The 16,837-nt window shown below is 60.0% G+C and carries 16 protein-coding genes; 8 read left to right on the top strand and 8 right to left on the bottom strand.

Features of this window, described 5'->3' with window-relative positions; genetic code table 11:
• Positions 1-71 precede the first annotated feature (71 nt).
• The 7 genes from ACQZ5Y_RS09740 (at position 72) to ACQZ5Y_RS09710 (ending at position 7,369) form a co-directional block, all read left to right on the top strand.
• On the top strand, positions 72-1,403 hold the full coding sequence (locus tag ACQZ5Y_RS09740; RefSeq protein WP_174042865.1) for an ABC transporter substrate-binding protein: 1,332 nt from the start codon (positions 72-74) through the stop codon (positions 1,401-1,403).
• A complete protein-coding gene (locus tag ACQZ5Y_RS09735) occupies positions 1,403-2,341 on the top strand; it encodes a carbohydrate ABC transporter permease (protein WP_111795904.1) in 939 nt (312 codons plus the stop codon). Before ACQZ5Y_RS09740 ends, ACQZ5Y_RS09735 begins: the two co-directional genes overlap by 1 nt.
• Positions 2,341-3,177, top strand: a complete 837-nt coding sequence (locus ACQZ5Y_RS09730; protein WP_003504003.1) for a carbohydrate ABC transporter permease — start codon at positions 2,341-2,343, stop codon at positions 3,175-3,177. Before ACQZ5Y_RS09735 ends, ACQZ5Y_RS09730 begins: the two co-directional genes overlap by 1 nt.
• A 32-nt stretch (positions 3,178-3,209) precedes the next feature.
• Positions 3,210-4,268: an ABC transporter ATP-binding protein gene (locus tag ACQZ5Y_RS09725; protein WP_013636780.1), complete on the top strand. Its 1,059-nt coding sequence runs from the start codon at positions 3,210-3,212 to the stop codon at positions 4,266-4,268.
• A 49-nt stretch (positions 4,269-4,317) separates the two neighbouring features.
• Complete coding sequence (locus ACQZ5Y_RS09720; protein ID WP_174049949.1) at positions 4,318-5,280, top strand: sugar kinase; 963 nt, start codon at positions 4,318-4,320, stop codon at positions 5,278-5,280.
• Between the two features lie 143 nt (positions 5,281-5,423).
• Positions 5,424-6,482: a P1 family peptidase gene (locus ACQZ5Y_RS09715; RefSeq protein ID WP_174049951.1), complete on the top strand. Its 1,059-nt coding sequence runs from the start codon at positions 5,424-5,426 to the stop codon at positions 6,480-6,482.
• A 20-nt stretch (positions 6,483-6,502) separates the two neighbouring features.
• Positions 6,503-7,369, top strand: coding sequence for a D-amino-acid transaminase (locus tag ACQZ5Y_RS09710; RefSeq protein ID WP_174049952.1), 867 nt, complete (start codon positions 6,503-6,505; stop codon positions 7,367-7,369).
• Between the two features lie 6 nt (positions 7,370-7,375).
• On the opposite strand, the gene ACQZ5Y_RS09705 is transcribed toward ACQZ5Y_RS09710, so the two are convergent.
• The 7 genes from ACQZ5Y_RS09705 to ACQZ5Y_RS09675 form a co-directional block, all read right to left on the bottom strand.
• Positions 7,376-8,272: a LysR substrate-binding domain-containing protein gene (locus ACQZ5Y_RS09705; protein WP_111804623.1), complete on the bottom strand. Its 897-nt coding sequence runs from the start codon at positions 8,270-8,272 to the stop codon at positions 7,376-7,378.
• Positions 8,273-8,360: 88 nt separating this feature from the next.
• Positions 8,361-9,872 carry a serine hydrolase domain-containing protein gene (locus ACQZ5Y_RS09700; protein WP_174049956.1) on the bottom strand — a complete coding sequence of 504 codons (1,512 nt, stop codon included), beginning with the start codon at positions 9,870-9,872 and terminating at the stop codon, positions 8,361-8,363.
• Positions 9,873-9,988: 116 nt separating this feature from the next.
• On the bottom strand, positions 9,989-10,729 hold the full coding sequence (locus ACQZ5Y_RS09695; RefSeq protein ID WP_003514115.1) for an ABC transporter ATP-binding protein: 741 nt from the start codon (positions 10,727-10,729) through the stop codon (positions 9,989-9,991).
• Positions 10,726-11,556, bottom strand: a complete 831-nt coding sequence (locus ACQZ5Y_RS09690) for an ABC transporter ATP-binding protein (RefSeq protein WP_174049958.1) — start codon at positions 11,554-11,556, stop codon at positions 10,726-10,728. The genes ACQZ5Y_RS09695 and ACQZ5Y_RS09690 overlap by 4 nt, the downstream gene beginning before the upstream one ends.
• A 3-nt stretch (positions 11,557-11,559) precedes the next feature.
• On the bottom strand, positions 11,560-12,462 hold the full coding sequence (gene nikC / locus ACQZ5Y_RS09685; RefSeq protein ID WP_003514116.1) for a nickel transporter permease: 903 nt from the start codon (positions 12,460-12,462) through the stop codon (positions 11,560-11,562).
• The gene (locus tag ACQZ5Y_RS09680; RefSeq protein WP_003514118.1) at positions 12,459-13,472 is read right to left on the bottom strand and encodes an ABC transporter permease; all 1,014 of its coding nucleotides are present in this window, start codon (positions 13,470-13,472) and stop codon (positions 12,459-12,461) included. The genes nikC and ACQZ5Y_RS09680 overlap by 4 nt, the downstream gene beginning before the upstream one ends.
• A 2-nt stretch (positions 13,473-13,474) precedes the next feature.
• Entirely contained in the window at positions 13,475-15,070 is a 1,596-nt protein-coding gene (locus ACQZ5Y_RS09675; protein ID WP_003514121.1) for an ABC transporter substrate-binding protein, read from the bottom strand.
• A 235-nt stretch (positions 15,071-15,305) separates the two neighbouring features.
• Between ACQZ5Y_RS09675 and ACQZ5Y_RS09670 the strand changes: the two genes are divergently transcribed.
• The gene (locus tag ACQZ5Y_RS09670) at positions 15,306-16,346 is read left to right on the top strand and encodes a dipeptidase (protein WP_013636788.1); all 1,041 of its coding nucleotides are present in this window, start codon (positions 15,306-15,308) and stop codon (positions 16,344-16,346) included.
• A gap of 60 nt (positions 16,347-16,406) precedes the next feature.
• Here ACQZ5Y_RS09670 and ACQZ5Y_RS09665 read toward each other — a convergent pair whose 3' ends face one another.
• Positions 16,407-16,700 carry a hypothetical protein gene (locus tag ACQZ5Y_RS09665; RefSeq protein ID WP_003514125.1) on the bottom strand — a complete coding sequence of 98 codons (294 nt, stop codon included), beginning with the start codon at positions 16,698-16,700 and terminating at the stop codon, positions 16,407-16,409.
• Between the last annotated feature and the right edge of the window lie 137 nt (positions 16,701-16,837).

Raw genomic sequence — 16,837 nt, 5'->3', positions numbered from 1 at the left:
CCGGAATTGCATGAAAATAAGCAACAAGCCGGAGGTGAGGAGAATTTCCGGCTAACTGGAGGAGAACTGATATGACGCATTCATTGCTCAACCCCACGCGTCGCGCCTTTCTGGCAGGCACGGCAGCGATCGGTGGCAGCGCGGTGCTCGGCATCCGCCCCGCATCGGCGGCGGTGAACTGGAAAAAACACGCCGGCACCACGCTTGAAGTCAACCTGGTCAAAAGCCCGCGCAGCGAAACGCTGATCAAATATCTGGGCGAATTCGAGGAACTGACCGGCATCAAGGTCAATGCCGAAGCAACGCCTGAACAGCAGCAGCGCCAGAAGGTGGTAATCGAGCTTTCCTCCGGCAAGCCAAGCTTCGACGTTGTGCATCTGAGCTACCACGTGCAGAAGAGACAGTTCGAAAAGGGCAAGTGGCTGGCGGATATCAGCGGCTTCCTGAAGGACCCGTCGCTGACCGATCCGTCCCTTGTCGAAAAGGATTTTGCCGAAGCCGGCATGCTGTTTGCCAAGGATAGCGAGGGCGTGCTGCGCTCGCTGCCATTCTCGGTGGATTACTGGATCGTCTACTGGAACAAGGAACTCTTCGAAGCCAAGGGCCTGAAATACCCTGAGACCTTCGAGGAACTGGTGACGGCAGCGGAAAAGATCACCGATCCCGCAACCAACACCTACGGTTTCGTCGCCCGCGGCCTGAAGAACGCCAACACCCCGGTCTGGACTTCGTTGATGCTGGGCTACGGCGCAAAGCCGATCGGCGCGGACGGAAAGGTCGACACCGAATCCAAGGAAGCGGTCGAGGCAGCGAAACTCTATCAACGCTTGATGACCAAAGCCGCCCCTCCCGGCGTTTCCGGCTTCAACTGGGCCGAAGCGCAGTCTGCCTTCCTTCAGGGCAAGATCGGCATGTGGTTTGATGGCGTCGGTTTTGCACCGCCGATCGAAAACCCGGAAAAATCCCGCGTGGTCGGCAAGGTCGGTTACGGTGTCATGCCGAAGGGCCCGGCAGTACAGGCGGCCGGCACCTTCGGCGATGGCCTCGGTGTCGTCGAAGCCAGCAGCAAGAAGGAAGCGGCCTACCTCTTCTGCCAATGGGCGATCTCGCACGATATGGGCGCGCGCCTGTTGCAGGCGGGTGCAGGCGTGCCGTTCCGCCAGTCCATCCTCGAAGACCAGAAGGTGCGTGAGGGCGTGAAGATGCCGGCCGCTTGGCTGGATGCGGTCGTCGGTTCCGGCAAGGTCTCGCAGCTTGCCCTGCCGGTCATCATTCCAGTCACGGAATTCCGCGACATCTACGGCGTCGGCCTCACCAACATGATCGGCGGCGCCGACCCGGCAGCTGAGCTGAAAAAAGCGACGGAACAGTTCGCACCCGTTCTGGCGCGTAGCGAGGGATAATGGTCTCCGTGAGCATCGAAAACACCAAAACAGGCGTCAGCCGGAAAGAAGGGAGCAGGCCCGCAAGGCTTGCTCCCAACTACTGGCCTTTCGTCATACCGGCACTTGTCGTCATCTCGGCGGTGATCGTTTTTCCGTGGGTCTTCACCCTGTGGATGAGCGTACATCGCTGGACGCTCGGACAGGAGCAGAGCTTTATCGGTTTCGATAACTATATAAGGCTCGCAAGCGATGTGAGGTTCTGGGAATCGCTCTGGCACACCCTCATCTATACCGTGCTGTCGGTCGTCGCTCCGCTGTTTCTGGGAACATTGGCGGCGCTGGTTTTCGATGCGCAGTTTCCGCTGCGCGGTTTTCTGCGCGGCGTGTTCGTGATGCCGATGATGGCGACCCCGGTCGCCATCGCGCTCGTCTGGACCATGATGTTCCACCCGCAGCTCGGCGTTCTGAACTATCTCTTGTCCTTCATCCATATCGGACCGCTGGAATGGATCTACAACCAGTCCACCGTCATCCCCTCGCTGGTGCTGGTGGAAACCTGGCAATGGACGCCGCTTGTCATGCTGATCGTGCTCGGCGGACTGGCTGCAGTACCCCGCGAACCCTATGAGAGCGCCGAAATCGATGGCGCCAACGCCTGGCAGAAGTTTCGTTACCTGACCATGCCGATGATCGCGCCGTTCCTGATGATCGCCGTCATCATCCGCTCCATCGATGCCGTCAAAAGCTTCGACATCATCTACGCAATGACGCAGGGCGGCCCTGGCACGGCCTCGGAAACCATCAACATCTACCTCTACAACACGGCGTTTTCCTACTACGACATCGGTTACGGCTCGGCCATGGCCGTCGTCTTCTTCATCATCATCGTGGCGCTGTCCTTTGTACTTTTGATGGTGCGCCAGCGTGCGCAATGGAACGAGATGGAGGATCGCTGATGGCTCGCCAATTGCTCAAACGTAAAAACCTCGACCGCATCGGCCTGTTTTTCGTGGCGCTGGTGATGATTTCGCCTGTTATCCTGTTCTTCATCTGGATGATTTCGCTATCGCTGAAATATGAAATCGACAACGGCGCCTATCCGCCGATCCTCATCCCCGAGCGTTTCGCATGGTCGAACTATGTGAAGGTGTTCGAGGAGAATAATTTCTTCCTCTATTTCTGGAATTCGGTGCTCGTCACCGGTGCGGCCACTATTCTGGCGCTGGTGATCGGCGTGCCCGCCGGTTACGGCATCGCCCGGCTGAAGGCGGAAAAGTCGGCTGTCGTCATCATGATCGCCCGCATGACGCCCGGCCTCTCCTTCCTCATTCCGCTATTCCTGCTGTTCCAATGGCTGAACCTGCTCGGCACACTCTGGCCGCAGATCATCATCCATCTCGTGGTGACGGTTCCGATCGTGGTCTGGATCATGATCGGTTATTTCGAAACCACGCCGAAGGAACTGGAAGAAGCGGCAAGCATCGATGGCGCATCCTCCTGGCAGGTGTTCCGGCTGGTGGCGCTGCCGATTGCCAAGCCCGGCATCGTCGTTTCCTTTATCCTCGCGGTCATCTTCTCGTGGAACAACTTCGTCTTCGGCATCGTGCTGGCCAGCCGTGAAACGCGCACCCTGCCGGTGGCGGTCTACAACATGCTCTCCTTCGAACAGGTGAGCTGGGGACCGCTTGCCGCAGCCGCGCTGATCGTGACGCTGCCGGTGCTGCTGCTCACCATGTTCGCGCAGAAACAGATCGTGGCGGGCCTGACCGCCGGCGCCGTCAAGGGCGGCTGAATCAACCAATTAAAAATACGGGAACCAAAAACATGGCACCGGTCAATATTCTAAACGTCCAGAAGCGCTTCGGCGCGGTCAACATCATCCACGGCATCGATATCGATATCAAGGATGGCGAATTCGTCGTGCTGGTCGGCCCTTCCGGCTGCGGCAAATCCACCCTGCTGCGCATGATTGCGGGCCTGGAAGAAGTCAGCGACGGCGAAATCCACATCGGCGCGCGTGAGGTGAGCAACCTGCCCGCCCGCGACCGCGATATCGCCATGGTCTTCCAGAACTACGCCCTTTATCCGCACATGACGGTGAAGGATAATATGGGCTTCGCGCTGAAACTGAAGAAAGTGAGCGCCGACGAAACCAAGGCGAAGGTCGACAAGGCTGCCGCCATTCTGGGACTGGACAAGCTGCTCGACCGTTATCCGCGCCAGCTTTCCGGCGGCCAGCGCCAGCGTGTGGCCATGGGACGCGCGCTGGTGCGCGATCCGCAGGTCTTCCTGTTTGACGAACCGCTGTCAAACCTCGACGCCAAGCTGCGCGTGCAGATGCGCGGCGAGATCAAGGCCATGCATCAGCGCATCGGCACCACCACCATCTACGTCACCCACGACCAGGTGGAAGCCATGACCATGGCCGACAAGATCGTGGTGCTGCATGACGGCGTGATCGAGCAGATCGGCGCGCCGCTCGAGCTTTACGACCGCCCGGCCAACCTCTTCGTTGCCGGTTTCATCGGTTCGCCTGCGATGAACTTCATTCGTGGACGCGTCGAAGAAGGCGTGTTCCGCACCGTGAAGGGCTTAAGCCTTCCCCTGCCCGCCAACAGCGACATTGCCGCACTGGGCGGTCGCGACCTCGTCTACGGCGTGCGCCCGGAACATATCCGTGCAGCAAGCGGCGGTATCGAAGGCCGGGTCGAACTGGTCGAAGGCACCGGCTCGGAAATCTATGCCAAGCTGAACTGCAAGGGCGACGAGATTGCCTGCCTGTTCCGCGAGCGGCTGGACGTGAGGTTCGGCGATACGATCCATATCGCCATCGACCCGGAAATGGTTCACCTTTTCGACAAGGCAACCGGCAAGCGCATCTAAGGCGCATGCCGAGTAAAATTGCGTAAAACAAAGACATAGGGTGACGGGCATGGACAGCCAACACGAGAGCCGCAAACATGTGCTGTGCGTGGGTGCAGCCGTGCTCGACACCCTGTTTCGCGTCCATGACATGCCAAAGGGCGAAGGCAAGGTCCTGCCTTACGAAATGTTGCAGATCGCCGAGGGCATGGCATCCAGCGCAGCCTATGCGGTGCACCGCATGGGCGGGCGCGCCAGCCTTTGGGGTGCGGTGGGCGACGACGAGACCGGCACCCGTATCCTGCGCGATCTCGCCGAAAGCGGCATCGACACCACAGGCATGACAGTCGCCGCCGGCGCACGCTCCGCACTCTCCACGATCATTATCGATGATCGCGGTGAGAGGCTGATCGTGCCTTTTTATGATCACAGGCTGCATGAGAAGAAGCGCTCCTGCACATCAGCGGACCTCGCCGCTTACGACGCCGTGCTGGTGGATGTGCGCTGGCCGGAACTGGCGCTCGATGTTCTTGATGTGGCACGCGCGCTCGGCAAACACGCCATTCTCGACGGCGACGTCGCGCCGGTCGAAACCCTCGAAAAGCTCGCACCCGCCGCGACCCACATCGTTTTTTCCGAACCCGCCGCCGCCCGGCTGACGGGGCTTGAGACGGTAGAGGACATGCTGCCGGTGCTGCACGCCCGCTACCCGCAAACCTTCATCGCCGTCACCGCCGGACCGGCAGGCTGCTGGTGGACGGAAGCTGGCGATCCCACTGTCCATTTTCAGGAAACGATGCAGGTCAAGGCGGTGGATACGCTGGCGGCAGGCGACATTTTCCACGGCACCTTTGCGCTGGCGATGGCCGAAGGCATGGAAAGCCGCGCGGCCATCCGGCTCTCCTCCGTTGCGGCTGCCCTGAAATGTACCGCCTTCGGTGGTCGCATCGGGGCGCCCACGAGAGCAGAGGCCGAAGACGCGATGCGGCAATGGCTGGAGCGTGAACGGGGACCGGCGCTACGCGCCTTCTGAGCGCATCCATTGCCCGCATAAAACTATTCCATTTTTGCGATGCCGTTTCCCGGCGAACTAGGCTAACGTCAAGTCAGAGCAAAGCTTTTCGCAAGCCGCGCTTGTTCCACCTTGAGCCTGCATTCCGCAAAAGTGATCGCCCGATGCATCAGACGACCCGCCCGAGACTGCGCGATATCGGCTTGCCGCCCGGCCATTTCGAGACCGGCCCGCTCAATGCCATCACCGATGTCGAAGGCGTGACGATCGGCCATTCGACCGTCATCGAAGGCGACACGATCCGCACCGGCGCAACCGCGATCCTGCCGCATGGCGGCAATCTTTTTCAGGACAAGGTGCCTGCGGGTTTTGCGGTCTATAACGGCTTTGGCAAATTTGCCGGCTCGACACAGATCGAGGAACTGGGCGAACTCGAAACCCCTGTTATCCTTACCAATACGCTCGCAACCGGCCGGGCAATCGAGGCGATCAACCGCCATACGCTTTCGCAGCCAGGCAATGAGAAAGTGGTATCCATCAATGCGGTCGTTGGAGAGACCAACGATTCCCGCCTCAACGACATCCGCGCCGGTCGCCCGACCGTCGAGGAAATTTCGGCCGCGCTGAAAAACGCTGCCACGGGCCCGGTCGCCGAGGGCGGCGTTGGAGCCGGAACCGGCACGGTGGCTTTCGGCATGAAGGGCGGCATCGGAACCGCATCCCGCATCGTCACCGTCGCGGGGGAGGCCTATACGCTCGGCGTTCTCGTGCAGTCCAATTATGGCGGCCATCTTCTCGTCTGCGGCAAACCCTATGTGAGCCCGGAGCACAAGGACAAGGACGGCTCGATTGTCATCATCATCGCAACCGATGCGCCGCTGTCGTCGCGCAATTTGAAGCGCTTGGCCGCTAGGAGCTTCGGCGGCCTCTCGCGCACCGGTGCGGCACTGAGCAATGGTTCCGGCGATTACGCGCTGGCATTTTCGACCAACGAGCGGCTTCGCAAAACACCCGCACGCCGCAAGGCCGTGGCGGATTTTCCCGAGCTCTCCAACGATGCGATCTCGCCGCTCTTCGAAGCCGCAATAGAGGCAACCGAGGAGGCGATCCTCAATTCGCTCTGCGCGGCAACAACAACTTCAGGCTTCAACGCTGGAACCGGCAAGGCCGCAACGGTTGAGGCCATTTGCATCGATACCCTTAAAACCCTTCTTTCAGCCTGACTTTTCCAGACGGAGTTTTCATGACTAGCCAATCCGGTCGCATCGTTTACCTCAACGGCGAATTCCTGCCCGAGGCGGAAGCCCGCCTTTCCATCTTCGACCGCGGCTTCCTGTTCGGCGACGGCATTTATGAAGTCACCTCCGTTCTCGAAGGCAAGCTGATCGACAGCGACCTGCACATGGCGCGGCTGGAACGCAGCGCCCGCGAAATCGACGTGCCGCTGCCGGTCACAACAAAGGAAATCGTAGAGGCCGAACGTCGCCTGATTGCCGACAACAACCTCGTTGAAGGCATGATCTACCTGCAACTGACGCGCGGCGCGGAAGACCGCAACTTCCTGTTTTCCGCCGATTTGAAGCCGACGCTGGTGATGTTCACGCAGGCCAAGAAACTCGTCGGCACCGCCGTGGAAGAGGCCGGCATTGCGGTCAAATCCGTTCCCGACCAGCGCTGGGCGCGCCGTGATATCAAGACCGTCTGCCTGCTGCCGCAAGTGATGGCAAAACGCATCGCCAAGGCTGAAGGCTGCGATGAGGCTTGGATGATCGAGGATGGTTTCGTCACCGAAGGCGCATCCTCCACCGCCTATATCATCACCGGCGACAGGAAGATCATCACCCGCGGCAACAGCAACAAGACCCTGCCTGGCTGCACCCGCCTTGCCGCCCTGCAACTGGCCAAGGAGGCCGGTTTCACGCTGGAAGAACGGCCTTTCACGCTGGAAGAAGCGATGGACGCAGACGAAGCCTGCCTGACCAGCGCCTCCAACTTCGTGGTTTCGGTGACGAAGATCGATGGCAAGCCGGTGGGTGATGGCAAACCAGGCGCGATGGTGAAACGCCTGCGCGCGCTCTATCTCGAAAACGCCCACCGCACCGCGATCTGACCAGGATCAATCTTCGAGAACCGCCCATATGCGCTCGACAACGGGACGGCGGTTCTCCTTGGAACGATAAAGCCGGATATCCACGGCAATATCGAAACTGTGATCGGCGGCACGCACCAGCGCGCCGCTATCCAGCTCGTGCCGCATCAGGCTTTCCGGCACCCAGGCAACACCCCATCCCGCCATCGCCATGGCTTTCAGCCCCACCGACATGCTGCCCTCATGCACCCGCTCGAATTTCGGCAGGCGCGCACTCAGGAGATCGCGCAACAGCGGCCCGAAGAACGATGCTTTTTCGTAATCCAGATAGGCAAAGGGTTTTTTCGCGCTTTCCGTCAGGCTGTGCAGCGGTGCGCCGTCCTCCGCGGGGGCGGAAACGGGAATGATGTTTTCCGCGCCAAGCATGCGGAATTCGAAGGTCTGCGCATCGAGCAGCATCGGCACTTCGGGGTGGGCGTAGGTCAGAAGGAAATCGCTCTGCCCGTCTACCAGCGAATTGAGGTTCTCCTCCATGCTGCCGGAATCAGGCCGCAGAACCGAAAACAGCGGTCCCGCCTTCTCGTTCACCTGTTTCAGCCAGTCCGGGAAGAAGGTGAAAGACAGCGTGTGCAGCGCTGTCAGCCGCACTGTTCTGGCATCCTCGCCGTCTTCCTGCAACAGGGTGCGACGGGCGTGGTAAAGCTGCTTCAGGGTTTCCTGCGCCACCGGAACGAACTTCACCCCGGCCTCGGTCAGTCGTGAGGGATAGGAAGCGCGATCGACCAGCGTCGCGCCCACCCAGGCTTCCAGCTGCTTGATCCTCCGGCTGAAAGCGGATTGCGTCACATGCCGCTCTTCCGCCGCCTTCGAAAAATTGAGCGTTCCGGCCAGCGCCAGGAAATCCTCGAGCCATTTGACTTCCAAGGGCCTGTTCTCCCACAAAGATGTTGAACCGGCCTTTAGCTGGAACAAGGGTCTTTATTAGGAGCAATAGCAGCTGATTGAAACCCTCTTAAAGGCTTCTTGAATATTCGATCATTCGCGCCCGGCTCGCCACAAGCTCTATCCGGCTGTCGCTCAATTGATTGAGGCAGATGCGCTTCGTCCACGGCCCGTCCGAGAGCGTGAAGAGGAAGCGACCATTGCCGAGCGCCGTCAAAGGCATGGAGCGGCGCGTGGGACCGATACCCATGGTCAGCGACGAACCGGAAATCGTAAATTCCGCCCCTTCGGTAGAGCGCCAAGATCCGGAAAGCTCATCGGGCACCGCATGGTCACCAACCGGCAGGAACCGACGAGCGGCGTGGCCTGCCTCGCCGACGATCGCGTCGCCCTCGAGCCTCAGAAGCATCGGAGACGATGCGGAGCGCGATGACACCCAGCCATCGGCATCTTCATAAAGCGTGTCGTCGCCATCGATGAAGGTCGAGGTACTGCCCTTGATCCCCAGCCACCACGGTCCGCTTTCGGTGACATAGAGGCCTTCCGGCAAGCTGGCGGCGGGTTTGGGTAAAGGCAGACCGGTCAGGGCCGCCATGCTTTCCAGCGCAATCTTGAAGCCGTTGGTATCCTCGCGGTTCGATACCACGACGAAACCCGTGCCGTTTTCCGGATCGAGAAGGAAGTACGTCTTGTAGCCGGGATGCGAACCGCCATGACCGACGAAACGTCTGTCGCCGAGATGTGACCAGCGCATGCCGAGACCATATTCGCTCATCCGTCCATCGGCGAGCCGCCGCTCGGTGGAAAGCCCGTCCAGAACGGCGGCAAAGCTGCCCTCTCCGCGCATCAGCCCCTGCAGCCAGCGGGTCAGCGCTTCGGCACTGCCGGCAAGACTGCCCGAAGCGGAAATATGCAGCCCCGCCGCCGAAAGTTGCCAGTTGCTCTCAGCCTTCCAGTAACCCGGCACCAATCCGTCCACCGGATCGTTCCAGACGTCCGGCGCCTTCAGGAAAACACCGAACGGACCGGCAATTTGCGTCTGCACGAAATCGTCAAAACGGAAGCCATGGCGCTCCAGCGCCGCCTCGACCAGACGATAACCGGTATTCGAATAGGAAACCTCGCTGCCGGCCGGAAAGTTCAGCCGGGTCAGCCGCGACAGATAGTCGAGAAGCGGGCCGGCCTTCGTTTCGGTGTAGACGGAAAGACCAAGCAGCGAGAGGCATTCGCGCGTGTCCGGCAACCCGCCGCTCATATCCAGCGCCTGCCCGACAGTGACGTCGCGGAGTGGCGATTGCAGCTCCGGCAGATGCTTTCCGAGCGGATCATCAAGCCCCATCAGATCGGAATGGGCAAGCACCATGGCACAGAAGGCATGTTTGGTGACGGAAGCGTAACGCACCACGCTTTTCAGCGTGAACGGCGCAAACGTCGAAAGGCTCTCAACCCCGCCCGCATGGGCAAAACGGATGCCATCTAGATCAAAACCGATCACCGCTCCGCCTGGCTCGTTGCCGGCCCATTGCGAGACGAAACTCTCGGCAAGCGTTGAAGCGGCGTTCCAGTCGAATTGCTGTGACATTGTTCGGTCTCGTGTCTTCGTGGGCCTTGTGGGAAGCCTCATACCGCTGCCGCGACCTTCTCCCCGGTGGGGAGAGGAAGCGAGCAGCATCCGCTCGATTTATGTGCGACGGGGGCTCAAGCCGGCTCTTCCAGCCGGATACTCAGGCTGCGCAACTCTTCTGTATGCGGGTGTTTTGTGCGGCCTTCGCGTAGATCGCCTGCATTCAGCTGCTCGACCATTTCACCATTCAGCATCACGCCCACCTGTGGGCACAGATGCGCGATAACAGCCAGATTGTGGCTGACGAGGATATAGGTGAGGTTGCGCGCCGCCCGCAGATCCTGCAACAGGTTCAGGATTTCCGCCTGCACTGAAACATCGAGCGCCGAAGTCGGCTCATCGAGCAGCAGAACCTGCGGATCGGCAATCAACGCACGCGCAATCGCCACGCGCTGACGCTGACCGCCGGAGAGCTGGTGTGGATAACGGAAGCGCACCGCCTGCGGCAGGGCCACATCCGATAGCGCCTGCTGGATGCGTTTTTCGATATTGTCCATGCCGTGCACCAACGGCAATTCGCTGAGGATACGGTCGATGGTCTGGCGCGGATGCAGCGAACCATAGGGGTCCTGAAACACCATCTGCACCTGCCGGAAGAATTCCGGCGTGCGCTTCAGCGGCGCATCCTTGCCGGCAAAGGCGATGCGGCCTTCCCAGCTTTCATTAAGGCCGGCCATGGCGCGCAGGATGGTGGACTTTCCCGAGCCGCTTTCGCCAACGATGCCGAAGCTGCCGCCCTTTTCCACCGAAAAGGACACGCCCTTCACCACTTCACGGTCGCCGAACTTGATACGGAGATTTTCGACGTCGATCATAGGCTGGACCACTCTGCATCACGGTTGAGAACGGGAAGACGCTCGCGCGGATGCGTCAGCGAGGGAATGCAGTTCAAGAGACCCTGCGTGTAAGGATGCTGTGCTTTCAGGAGTTCGGAAGCCTTCAGTTCCTCCATCACCCGGCCGGAATACATGACAGCCACGCGGTCGCAGAAATGCGAGACAAGTGGCAGGTCGTGGCTGATGAGGATGAGACCCATGCCGCGTTCCGATACCAGCTCCTCGATCAGCCGCAGGATTTCCGCCTGCACCGTGGCATCGAGAGCACTCGTCGGTTCGTCGGCGATCAGAAGCTCGGGATCGGGCGCCAGCATCATGGCAATCATGACACGCTGGCCCATGCCGCCGGAAACCTCGTGAGCGTAGGACGAAGCGACCTGGCGCGGATTGCGGATCTTCACCTGATCGAGCAGAGCGATTGCCGCCTCCATGGCCGCACGCTTGCTGCCGCCCTTGTGGGCGCGCCAGGCTTCCGCGATCTGTGCACCCATGGTCTTGACCGGGTTCAGCGAATATTTCGGATCCTGAAGGATGAAACCTGCCCGTTTTCCTCGGATCTGGCGCATCTGCTTTTCACTGGCGGAAAGCACGTCGATACCGTCAAAGGAGACCTTGTCGGCCCTGATATCAGCATTGGAGGGCAGAAGCTTCATCAGCGCGCGCGCCGTGAGGCTCTTGCCCGAACCGGATTCACCGACGATGCCGAGCTTTTCTGTTCCGAGCTTCATGGAAACACCGCGCACCGCCTCGAAGCGGCTGGTGCGGGTCTGGAACGCGATCTTCAGATTTTCGATTTCGACCAGCATGGCTCAATGTCCCTTCGGGTCGAGCACGTCGCGCAGACCATCGCCAAGGAAGTTGAAGGCGAGCGAGACGAGGAAGATGGCGATGCCCGGAATGGTGGCGACCCACCATTGTTCGAAGATGAAGCGCTTGGCCGTCGCAATCATCGCACCCCATTCCGGCGAAGGCGGCTGCGCGCCCATGCCGAGGAAGCCGAGGCTTGCGGCGGTGATGATGATCGAGCTCATGTCGAGCGTGATGCGCACGATGAGGCTCGGCACGCAGAGCGGCGCGATGTGACGGGCGATGATGCGCCAGGCGGAAGCACCTGTCAGCCGGTAGGCCGCAACGAAATCGCTGCCGCGAACCGTCATGGTTTCGGCGCGAGCGAGACGCGCATAGGGCGGCCAGGCGGTGAGCGCGATGGCGAGAATGGCGCTTTCGACGCCAGGCTTCAGCGCCGCGACGAAGGCAAGCGCCAGGATGAGGCGCGGGAAGGCCAGGAACACATCGGTCACCCGCATCAGCACCGTATCGACGATACCGCCGAAATAACCGGCGATGCAGCCGATGGCGAGACCGATCGGCGCAACGAGAACGACGACGGCAATGACCATGCCGAGTGTGACGCGACCACCATATAGAATGCGCGAAAGAATGTCGCGACCCAGCTCATCCGTGCCGAACCAGTGCTCGGCACTCGGGAAGGCAAGGCGGTTGCCGAGGTTCTGCGCGGCCGGATCGTAAGGCGCGATGAACGGCGCCAGCAGCGACAGCGCAATGAAGACGATGATGATCGTGAGACCGACCACCGCCAGCGGATTGGACTTGAGGTTCAGCCAGATGCGGTACCGGTTTCCCCAGGCAGCCTGCCTGCGGGAATGCGGCGTCTCATCCAGAGCCCAGTTTCTGAAAGTTGCTAACATCATCGAACGCGGGGATCCATTACTCGGTAAAGTACGTCTGCGAGCAGGTTGAGGCCGACATAGATCAGGCCGATCAACAGGGTCGCTCCGACGACAGGGTTCATGTCCGCGTTCATAAGCGAGACGGTGAGATATTGGCCAAGGCCCGGCCAGCTGAAGACGGTTTCCGTCACCACGGCACCTTCCAGAAGGCCGGCATAGGTGAGTGCGAGAACCGTGACGAGCTGTACGGCAACCGTCGGGAAGGCGTGCCCCCAGATAACGGTCATTGCCGAAAGCCCCTTGGCACGGGCGGTAATGACATATTCGCCCTTCAGCGCATCGATCATGAAGGCGCGTGTCATGCGGGTGATATAGGCCATGCTGAAATAGGCAAGGATGCAGACGGGCTGCACCATATGGGCGATGGCGTCGTAAAACGCGTCCCAGTCGCCGGCAAGCAGCGTATCGACCGTCATTAGCCCCGTGACCGGCGAGATCATGCCATCATAGATGATGTCCTGCCTGCCCGGTCCGGGTGCGACGCCAAGCGTGGCGTAAAATACCAGCAGCGAAATCAGCGCCAGCATGAAGACGGGCACGGAATGGCCGGCAAGGCAGACGACGCGGATGATCTGATCCGTCAACTTACCCTGCTTCACGGCGGCCCATACGCCGAGCGGAATGCCGATCAGCGCAGCGAGAATGAGTGCTGCCGTAGCAAGCTCGAAGGTGGCGGGGAAAACGCGCTTGATATCGATCCAAACCGGGTTGCGGGTCAAGATGGAATTGCCGAAATCACCGTGCAGCACCTGCGACACATAGTGGAAAAACTGAACGACTAGTGGCTGGTCCAGGCCCATTTCGGCCCGAACCCGCACAATGACGTCTTCAGGCGCGTTGTCGCCGACTGCCGCGATGACGGGATCGACAGGCATGACGCGCCCGATCAGGAAGGTGATGACCATCAACCCGAACAGCGTCAGAATGACGCTGCTCAGTGTCGACGATATGCTTTTAACGCGCTTGTTCAATGTTACGCTTTCTTAGCATCGTGGTAGGAATTGCCCTCGGAGAGAACACCGAGTTCAAAGCCGGAAACGCCCTTGCGGAACGCGGCCGTCTTCGTCGTCTGGAACATGAAGACGAAGGGGCTGTTTTCCATGTGCTCGCGCTGCAGCGCTTCATAAAGCTCGATGCGCTTTGCCGGGTCCTTCTCGTCACGGGCGGCTTCTGCCTTCGCGGCAAAGTCGTCGTTCTTGAAGCGCGAACGCCACAGGAAGGGCTTGGACTTGGCGTCGTCGCCATTGTCCTTGTTGATGTTGAAGACATCGGCATTGGAATGCGGATCGAAATAATCCGTGCCCCAGGCGGAAAGCGCCATCTGGTGTTCGCGGCCGCGCATCTTGGTCAGAACCTGACGGTTCTCGGCAGATTGCAGACGCACCTTGATGCCGATATCGGCAAGATTTGCCTGGATGGCCTGCGCCAGATCCGGGTAAGGCTGGGCGGAATAGTGATCCATGGTGATTTCGAAACCGTCGGCAAGACCGGCTTCCGCCATCAGCGCCTTGGCCTTTTCGACATCGCGCTGGTACGGCGTGTCGTTGACGGCGCCGGGGAAACCTTCCGGCTCGAAGCTCTGGTGAACCTTGTGCGTCAGCGGCACAATGTTTTCCTGCATGCCCTTGTAGTCCAGCGCCCATTTGATGGCCTGCCAGACCTGTGGTTTGGCAAGGTTCTCATTGCCCTGATTGAGCGAGATCAGCACCAGCGAGGCGATGCTCTTGCGCTGCAACTCGATGTTGGCGTCGTTCTGGACGGTACGCAGCTGTTCCGAAGTCAGGTCGCGGGCAATGTCGATATCGCCTTTCTGCAACATCAGAAGCTGGGAAGACGGATCGGTGACATGGCGCAGGATGACGCGCTTGATGTTACCCTTGTAGGGGCCATTCGGGTTGACGGTGAGCGCTACGCTCTCGCTCGGCTTCCAGGCCTGCAACATGAAATCGCCGGAACCGGCGCTGTTTTTCTGCAGCCAGCCATTGCCGAGGTCTTCGCCCGAGGCATTTGCCAGCACGGCCTTCTTTTCAACGATCGCGCCGATATTGGCGGAGAGGCAATAGAGCAGGAACGAGATTGCGGTCGGCTTTGCCGTCGTCAGCTTCACTGTCTTTTCGTCGGCGGCAACGATGGTGGTTTCGGCATTGTCAGGCGTGAAGCCGAACTGGCCGATGATGAAGGCCGGGCTCTTGTTCATCTTGATGGCGCGCTGCAGAGAAAAGGCCACGTCTTCCGCGGTCACTTTCGCACCGCTCGAGAAGGTCGCATCATCACCGATCACAAAGGTGAAAACCTTGCTTTCCGCATCGGCTTCCCAGGACTTCGCGATGACCGGATCGACCTTGGTGGAATCTTCACGGTTCGCCCGCACCAGCTTCTGGTACATGTTGGACATGATTTCACCGCCGACGGCTTCGAAACCCTCATGCGGATCAAGGCTCGTCATGTTGTCCAGCTGCTGCGCGACCACCAGAATATCCTTGGGTGTCGCAGCAAATGCCGGAATGTGCGCATAGGACAGGAACGGTACGGCAGCGCCGGCAATCAGCAGGTTGCGTCTTGAAATCATCGAAAATCCCCTTTCGGACCTTATTTTTCGGAAACGGTATGGGTTCGCCCCAATCCAGTCATTTTTTTTATGTTTTCCCGCGATTACCACGAGCAAACGAGGCGCGACCAATTCCAAATTTGGCAGAGCCTATGCACGGATTGCATTTGCTCCGACCTTGACCTTTCCTCTACCAATTCTCAAAAGTCTGACGACCGCGCGCCCGCGCCCCGCCCGTATCCAAAGGTGAATGACCATGACCGATGAAAAAACCGTACCCGTCTTCGACGGCCACAACGACGTGCTTCTGCGGTTATGGCGATCGGGCAATGCCTCTCCCGAAACGCTTCTCATCGAGGGTGATACGGTCGGCCACATCGACCTGCCGCGCGCCAGGAAGGGCGGGTTGGCCGGTGGCCTCTGCGCCATCTACGTCCCCTCGCCCAGCATGGAGAAGGACGCGAACGGCGACTTCACGACACCGGCTGAAGCGGACGCGCTGAAGGCGACGCTTGGCATGGCGGCCCTGCTGTTCCGCGCCGAGAAACAATCAGGCGGTGCGCTGAAAGTCTGCCGCACGGCCGCCGAGATCCGCAGCGCGATGGCAGAGGGCGCCTTTGCCTCCGTCTTCCATATCGAGGGCGCAGAAGCGATCGGCGCCGATCTGGATGCGCTGCATGTTCTCCACGAGGCTGGCCTTCGCACGCTCGGCCCGGTCTGGAGCCGCCCGAACATCTTCGCCTACGGCGTTCCCTTCCGCTTCCCGTCGACACCGGATATCGGCCCCGGCCTCACCGATGCCGGAAAACGGCTGGTAAAGACCTGCAACGAACTGAAGATCATGGTCGACCTGTCGCACATGAACGAACAGGGTTTCTGGGACATCGCGAAGATATCGGACGCACCGCTGGTGGCGTCCCATTCCAACACCTATGCGCTGTGCAACCACAGCCGCAACCTGACGGACCGCCAGCTGGACGCGATCCGCGACACAGGCGGTCTTGCCGGCATCAATTTCGGCGTTCTGTTCCTGCGCCAGGACGGCGTGAAGAACCCGGCTACCGACCTTGGCGAACTGGTCCGCCATGTCGACTATATCGTCAACCGCATCGGCATCGATCACGTCGCACTCGGCTCGGATTTCGACGGCACCACCATTCCAGCAGCCATGAAGGATGCGGCCGATCTGCAATTGCTGGTCACAGCCCTGCGCAACGGCGGTTATGACGACGCCGCACTCGCCAAGATCTGCCATGGCAACTGGGTACGCGTGCTGGAGAAAACGTGGGGCGCGTAACGCGCCCCGACTTTGGCATTCTCCCCGGACTTCCGTGCCGGAGACATGAAGCGGCAGGCCTCAGGCCTTTGCCGCTTTCTTTTTGCCCGTGGACCGAAACGCCAGCAAGCCTGCGACCAGACCAGCAATGGCCCATTTGATCGGCAGTACATCCGCCGTCTCGCTACGGATCGGCAGAACGGTCACTGTTCCCGGACGCGATTCATATCCGGCCTGCCCACCGGCCTTCGCATCAGCGATCTGCTGCGGCGAAACAACCCATTCGGCGCCCCGCATCTTGTCATAAGCCATGTAGCCGCCGCCCACCAAAAGGGCTGCGATCAGCGAAATTACTATTCTTGTAGGCATGTTCATATTGCATTTCCTTCAATTGAAAGAAGCGTTTAATCACATCAAACATCGCCTCCAAGCAATCGGAACGTTTAATTCACGGAGTTTTTGATCTAAAATTTGAACATCGCTCTTTTTGGTTGCATTTTTCATTTTAACGG

It is taken from the genome of Agrobacterium sp. A3-95, assembly GCF_053521785.1.
This window is presented reverse-complemented; position numbering and strand designations above follow the sequence as displayed.

Excerpts from the sequence above, each read along its gene's own strand:
- ACQZ5Y_RS09740 (WP_174042865.1), top strand. The coding sequence starts at position 72 with ATGACGCATTCATTGCTCAACCCCACGCGTCGCGCCTTTCTGGCAGGC.
- ACQZ5Y_RS09695 (WP_003514115.1), bottom strand. The coding sequence starts at position 10,729 with ATGATCGACGTCGAAAATCTCCGTATCAAGTTCGGCGACCGTGAAGTG.
- ACQZ5Y_RS09690 (WP_174049958.1), bottom strand. The coding sequence starts at position 11,556 with ATGCTGGTCGAAATCGAAAATCTGAAGATCGCGTTCCAGACCCGCACC.
- nikC (WP_003514116.1), bottom strand. The coding sequence starts at position 12,462 with ATGATGTTAGCAACTTTCAGAAACTGGGCTCTGGATGAGACGCCGCAT.
- ACQZ5Y_RS09670 (WP_013636788.1), top strand. The coding sequence starts at position 15,306 with ATGACCGATGAAAAAACCGTACCCGTCTTCGACGGCCACAACGACGTG.
- ACQZ5Y_RS09700 (WP_174049956.1), bottom strand. The coding sequence starts at position 9,872 with ATGTCACAGCAATTCGACTGGAACGCCGCTTCAACGCTTGCCGAGAGT.
- ACQZ5Y_RS09720 (WP_174049949.1), top strand. The coding sequence starts at position 4,318 with ATGGACAGCCAACACGAGAGCCGCAAACATGTGCTGTGCGTGGGTGCA.
- ACQZ5Y_RS09730 (WP_003504003.1), top strand. The coding sequence starts at position 2,341 with ATGGCTCGCCAATTGCTCAAACGTAAAAACCTCGACCGCATCGGCCTG.
- ACQZ5Y_RS09715 (WP_174049951.1), top strand. The coding sequence starts at position 5,424 with ATGCATCAGACGACCCGCCCGAGACTGCGCGATATCGGCTTGCCGCCC.
- ACQZ5Y_RS09725 (WP_013636780.1), top strand. The coding sequence starts at position 3,210 with ATGGCACCGGTCAATATTCTAAACGTCCAGAAGCGCTTCGGCGCGGTC.
- ACQZ5Y_RS09735 (WP_111795904.1), top strand. The coding sequence starts at position 1,403 with ATGGTCTCCGTGAGCATCGAAAACACCAAAACAGGCGTCAGCCGGAAA.
- ACQZ5Y_RS09710 (WP_174049952.1), top strand. The coding sequence starts at position 6,503 with ATGACTAGCCAATCCGGTCGCATCGTTTACCTCAACGGCGAATTCCTG.
- ACQZ5Y_RS09675 (WP_003514121.1), bottom strand. The coding sequence starts at position 15,070 with ATGATTTCAAGACGCAACCTGCTGATTGCCGGCGCTGCCGTACCGTTC.
- ACQZ5Y_RS09665 (WP_003514125.1), bottom strand. The coding sequence starts at position 16,700 with ATGAACATGCCTACAAGAATAGTAATTTCGCTGATCGCAGCCCTTTTG.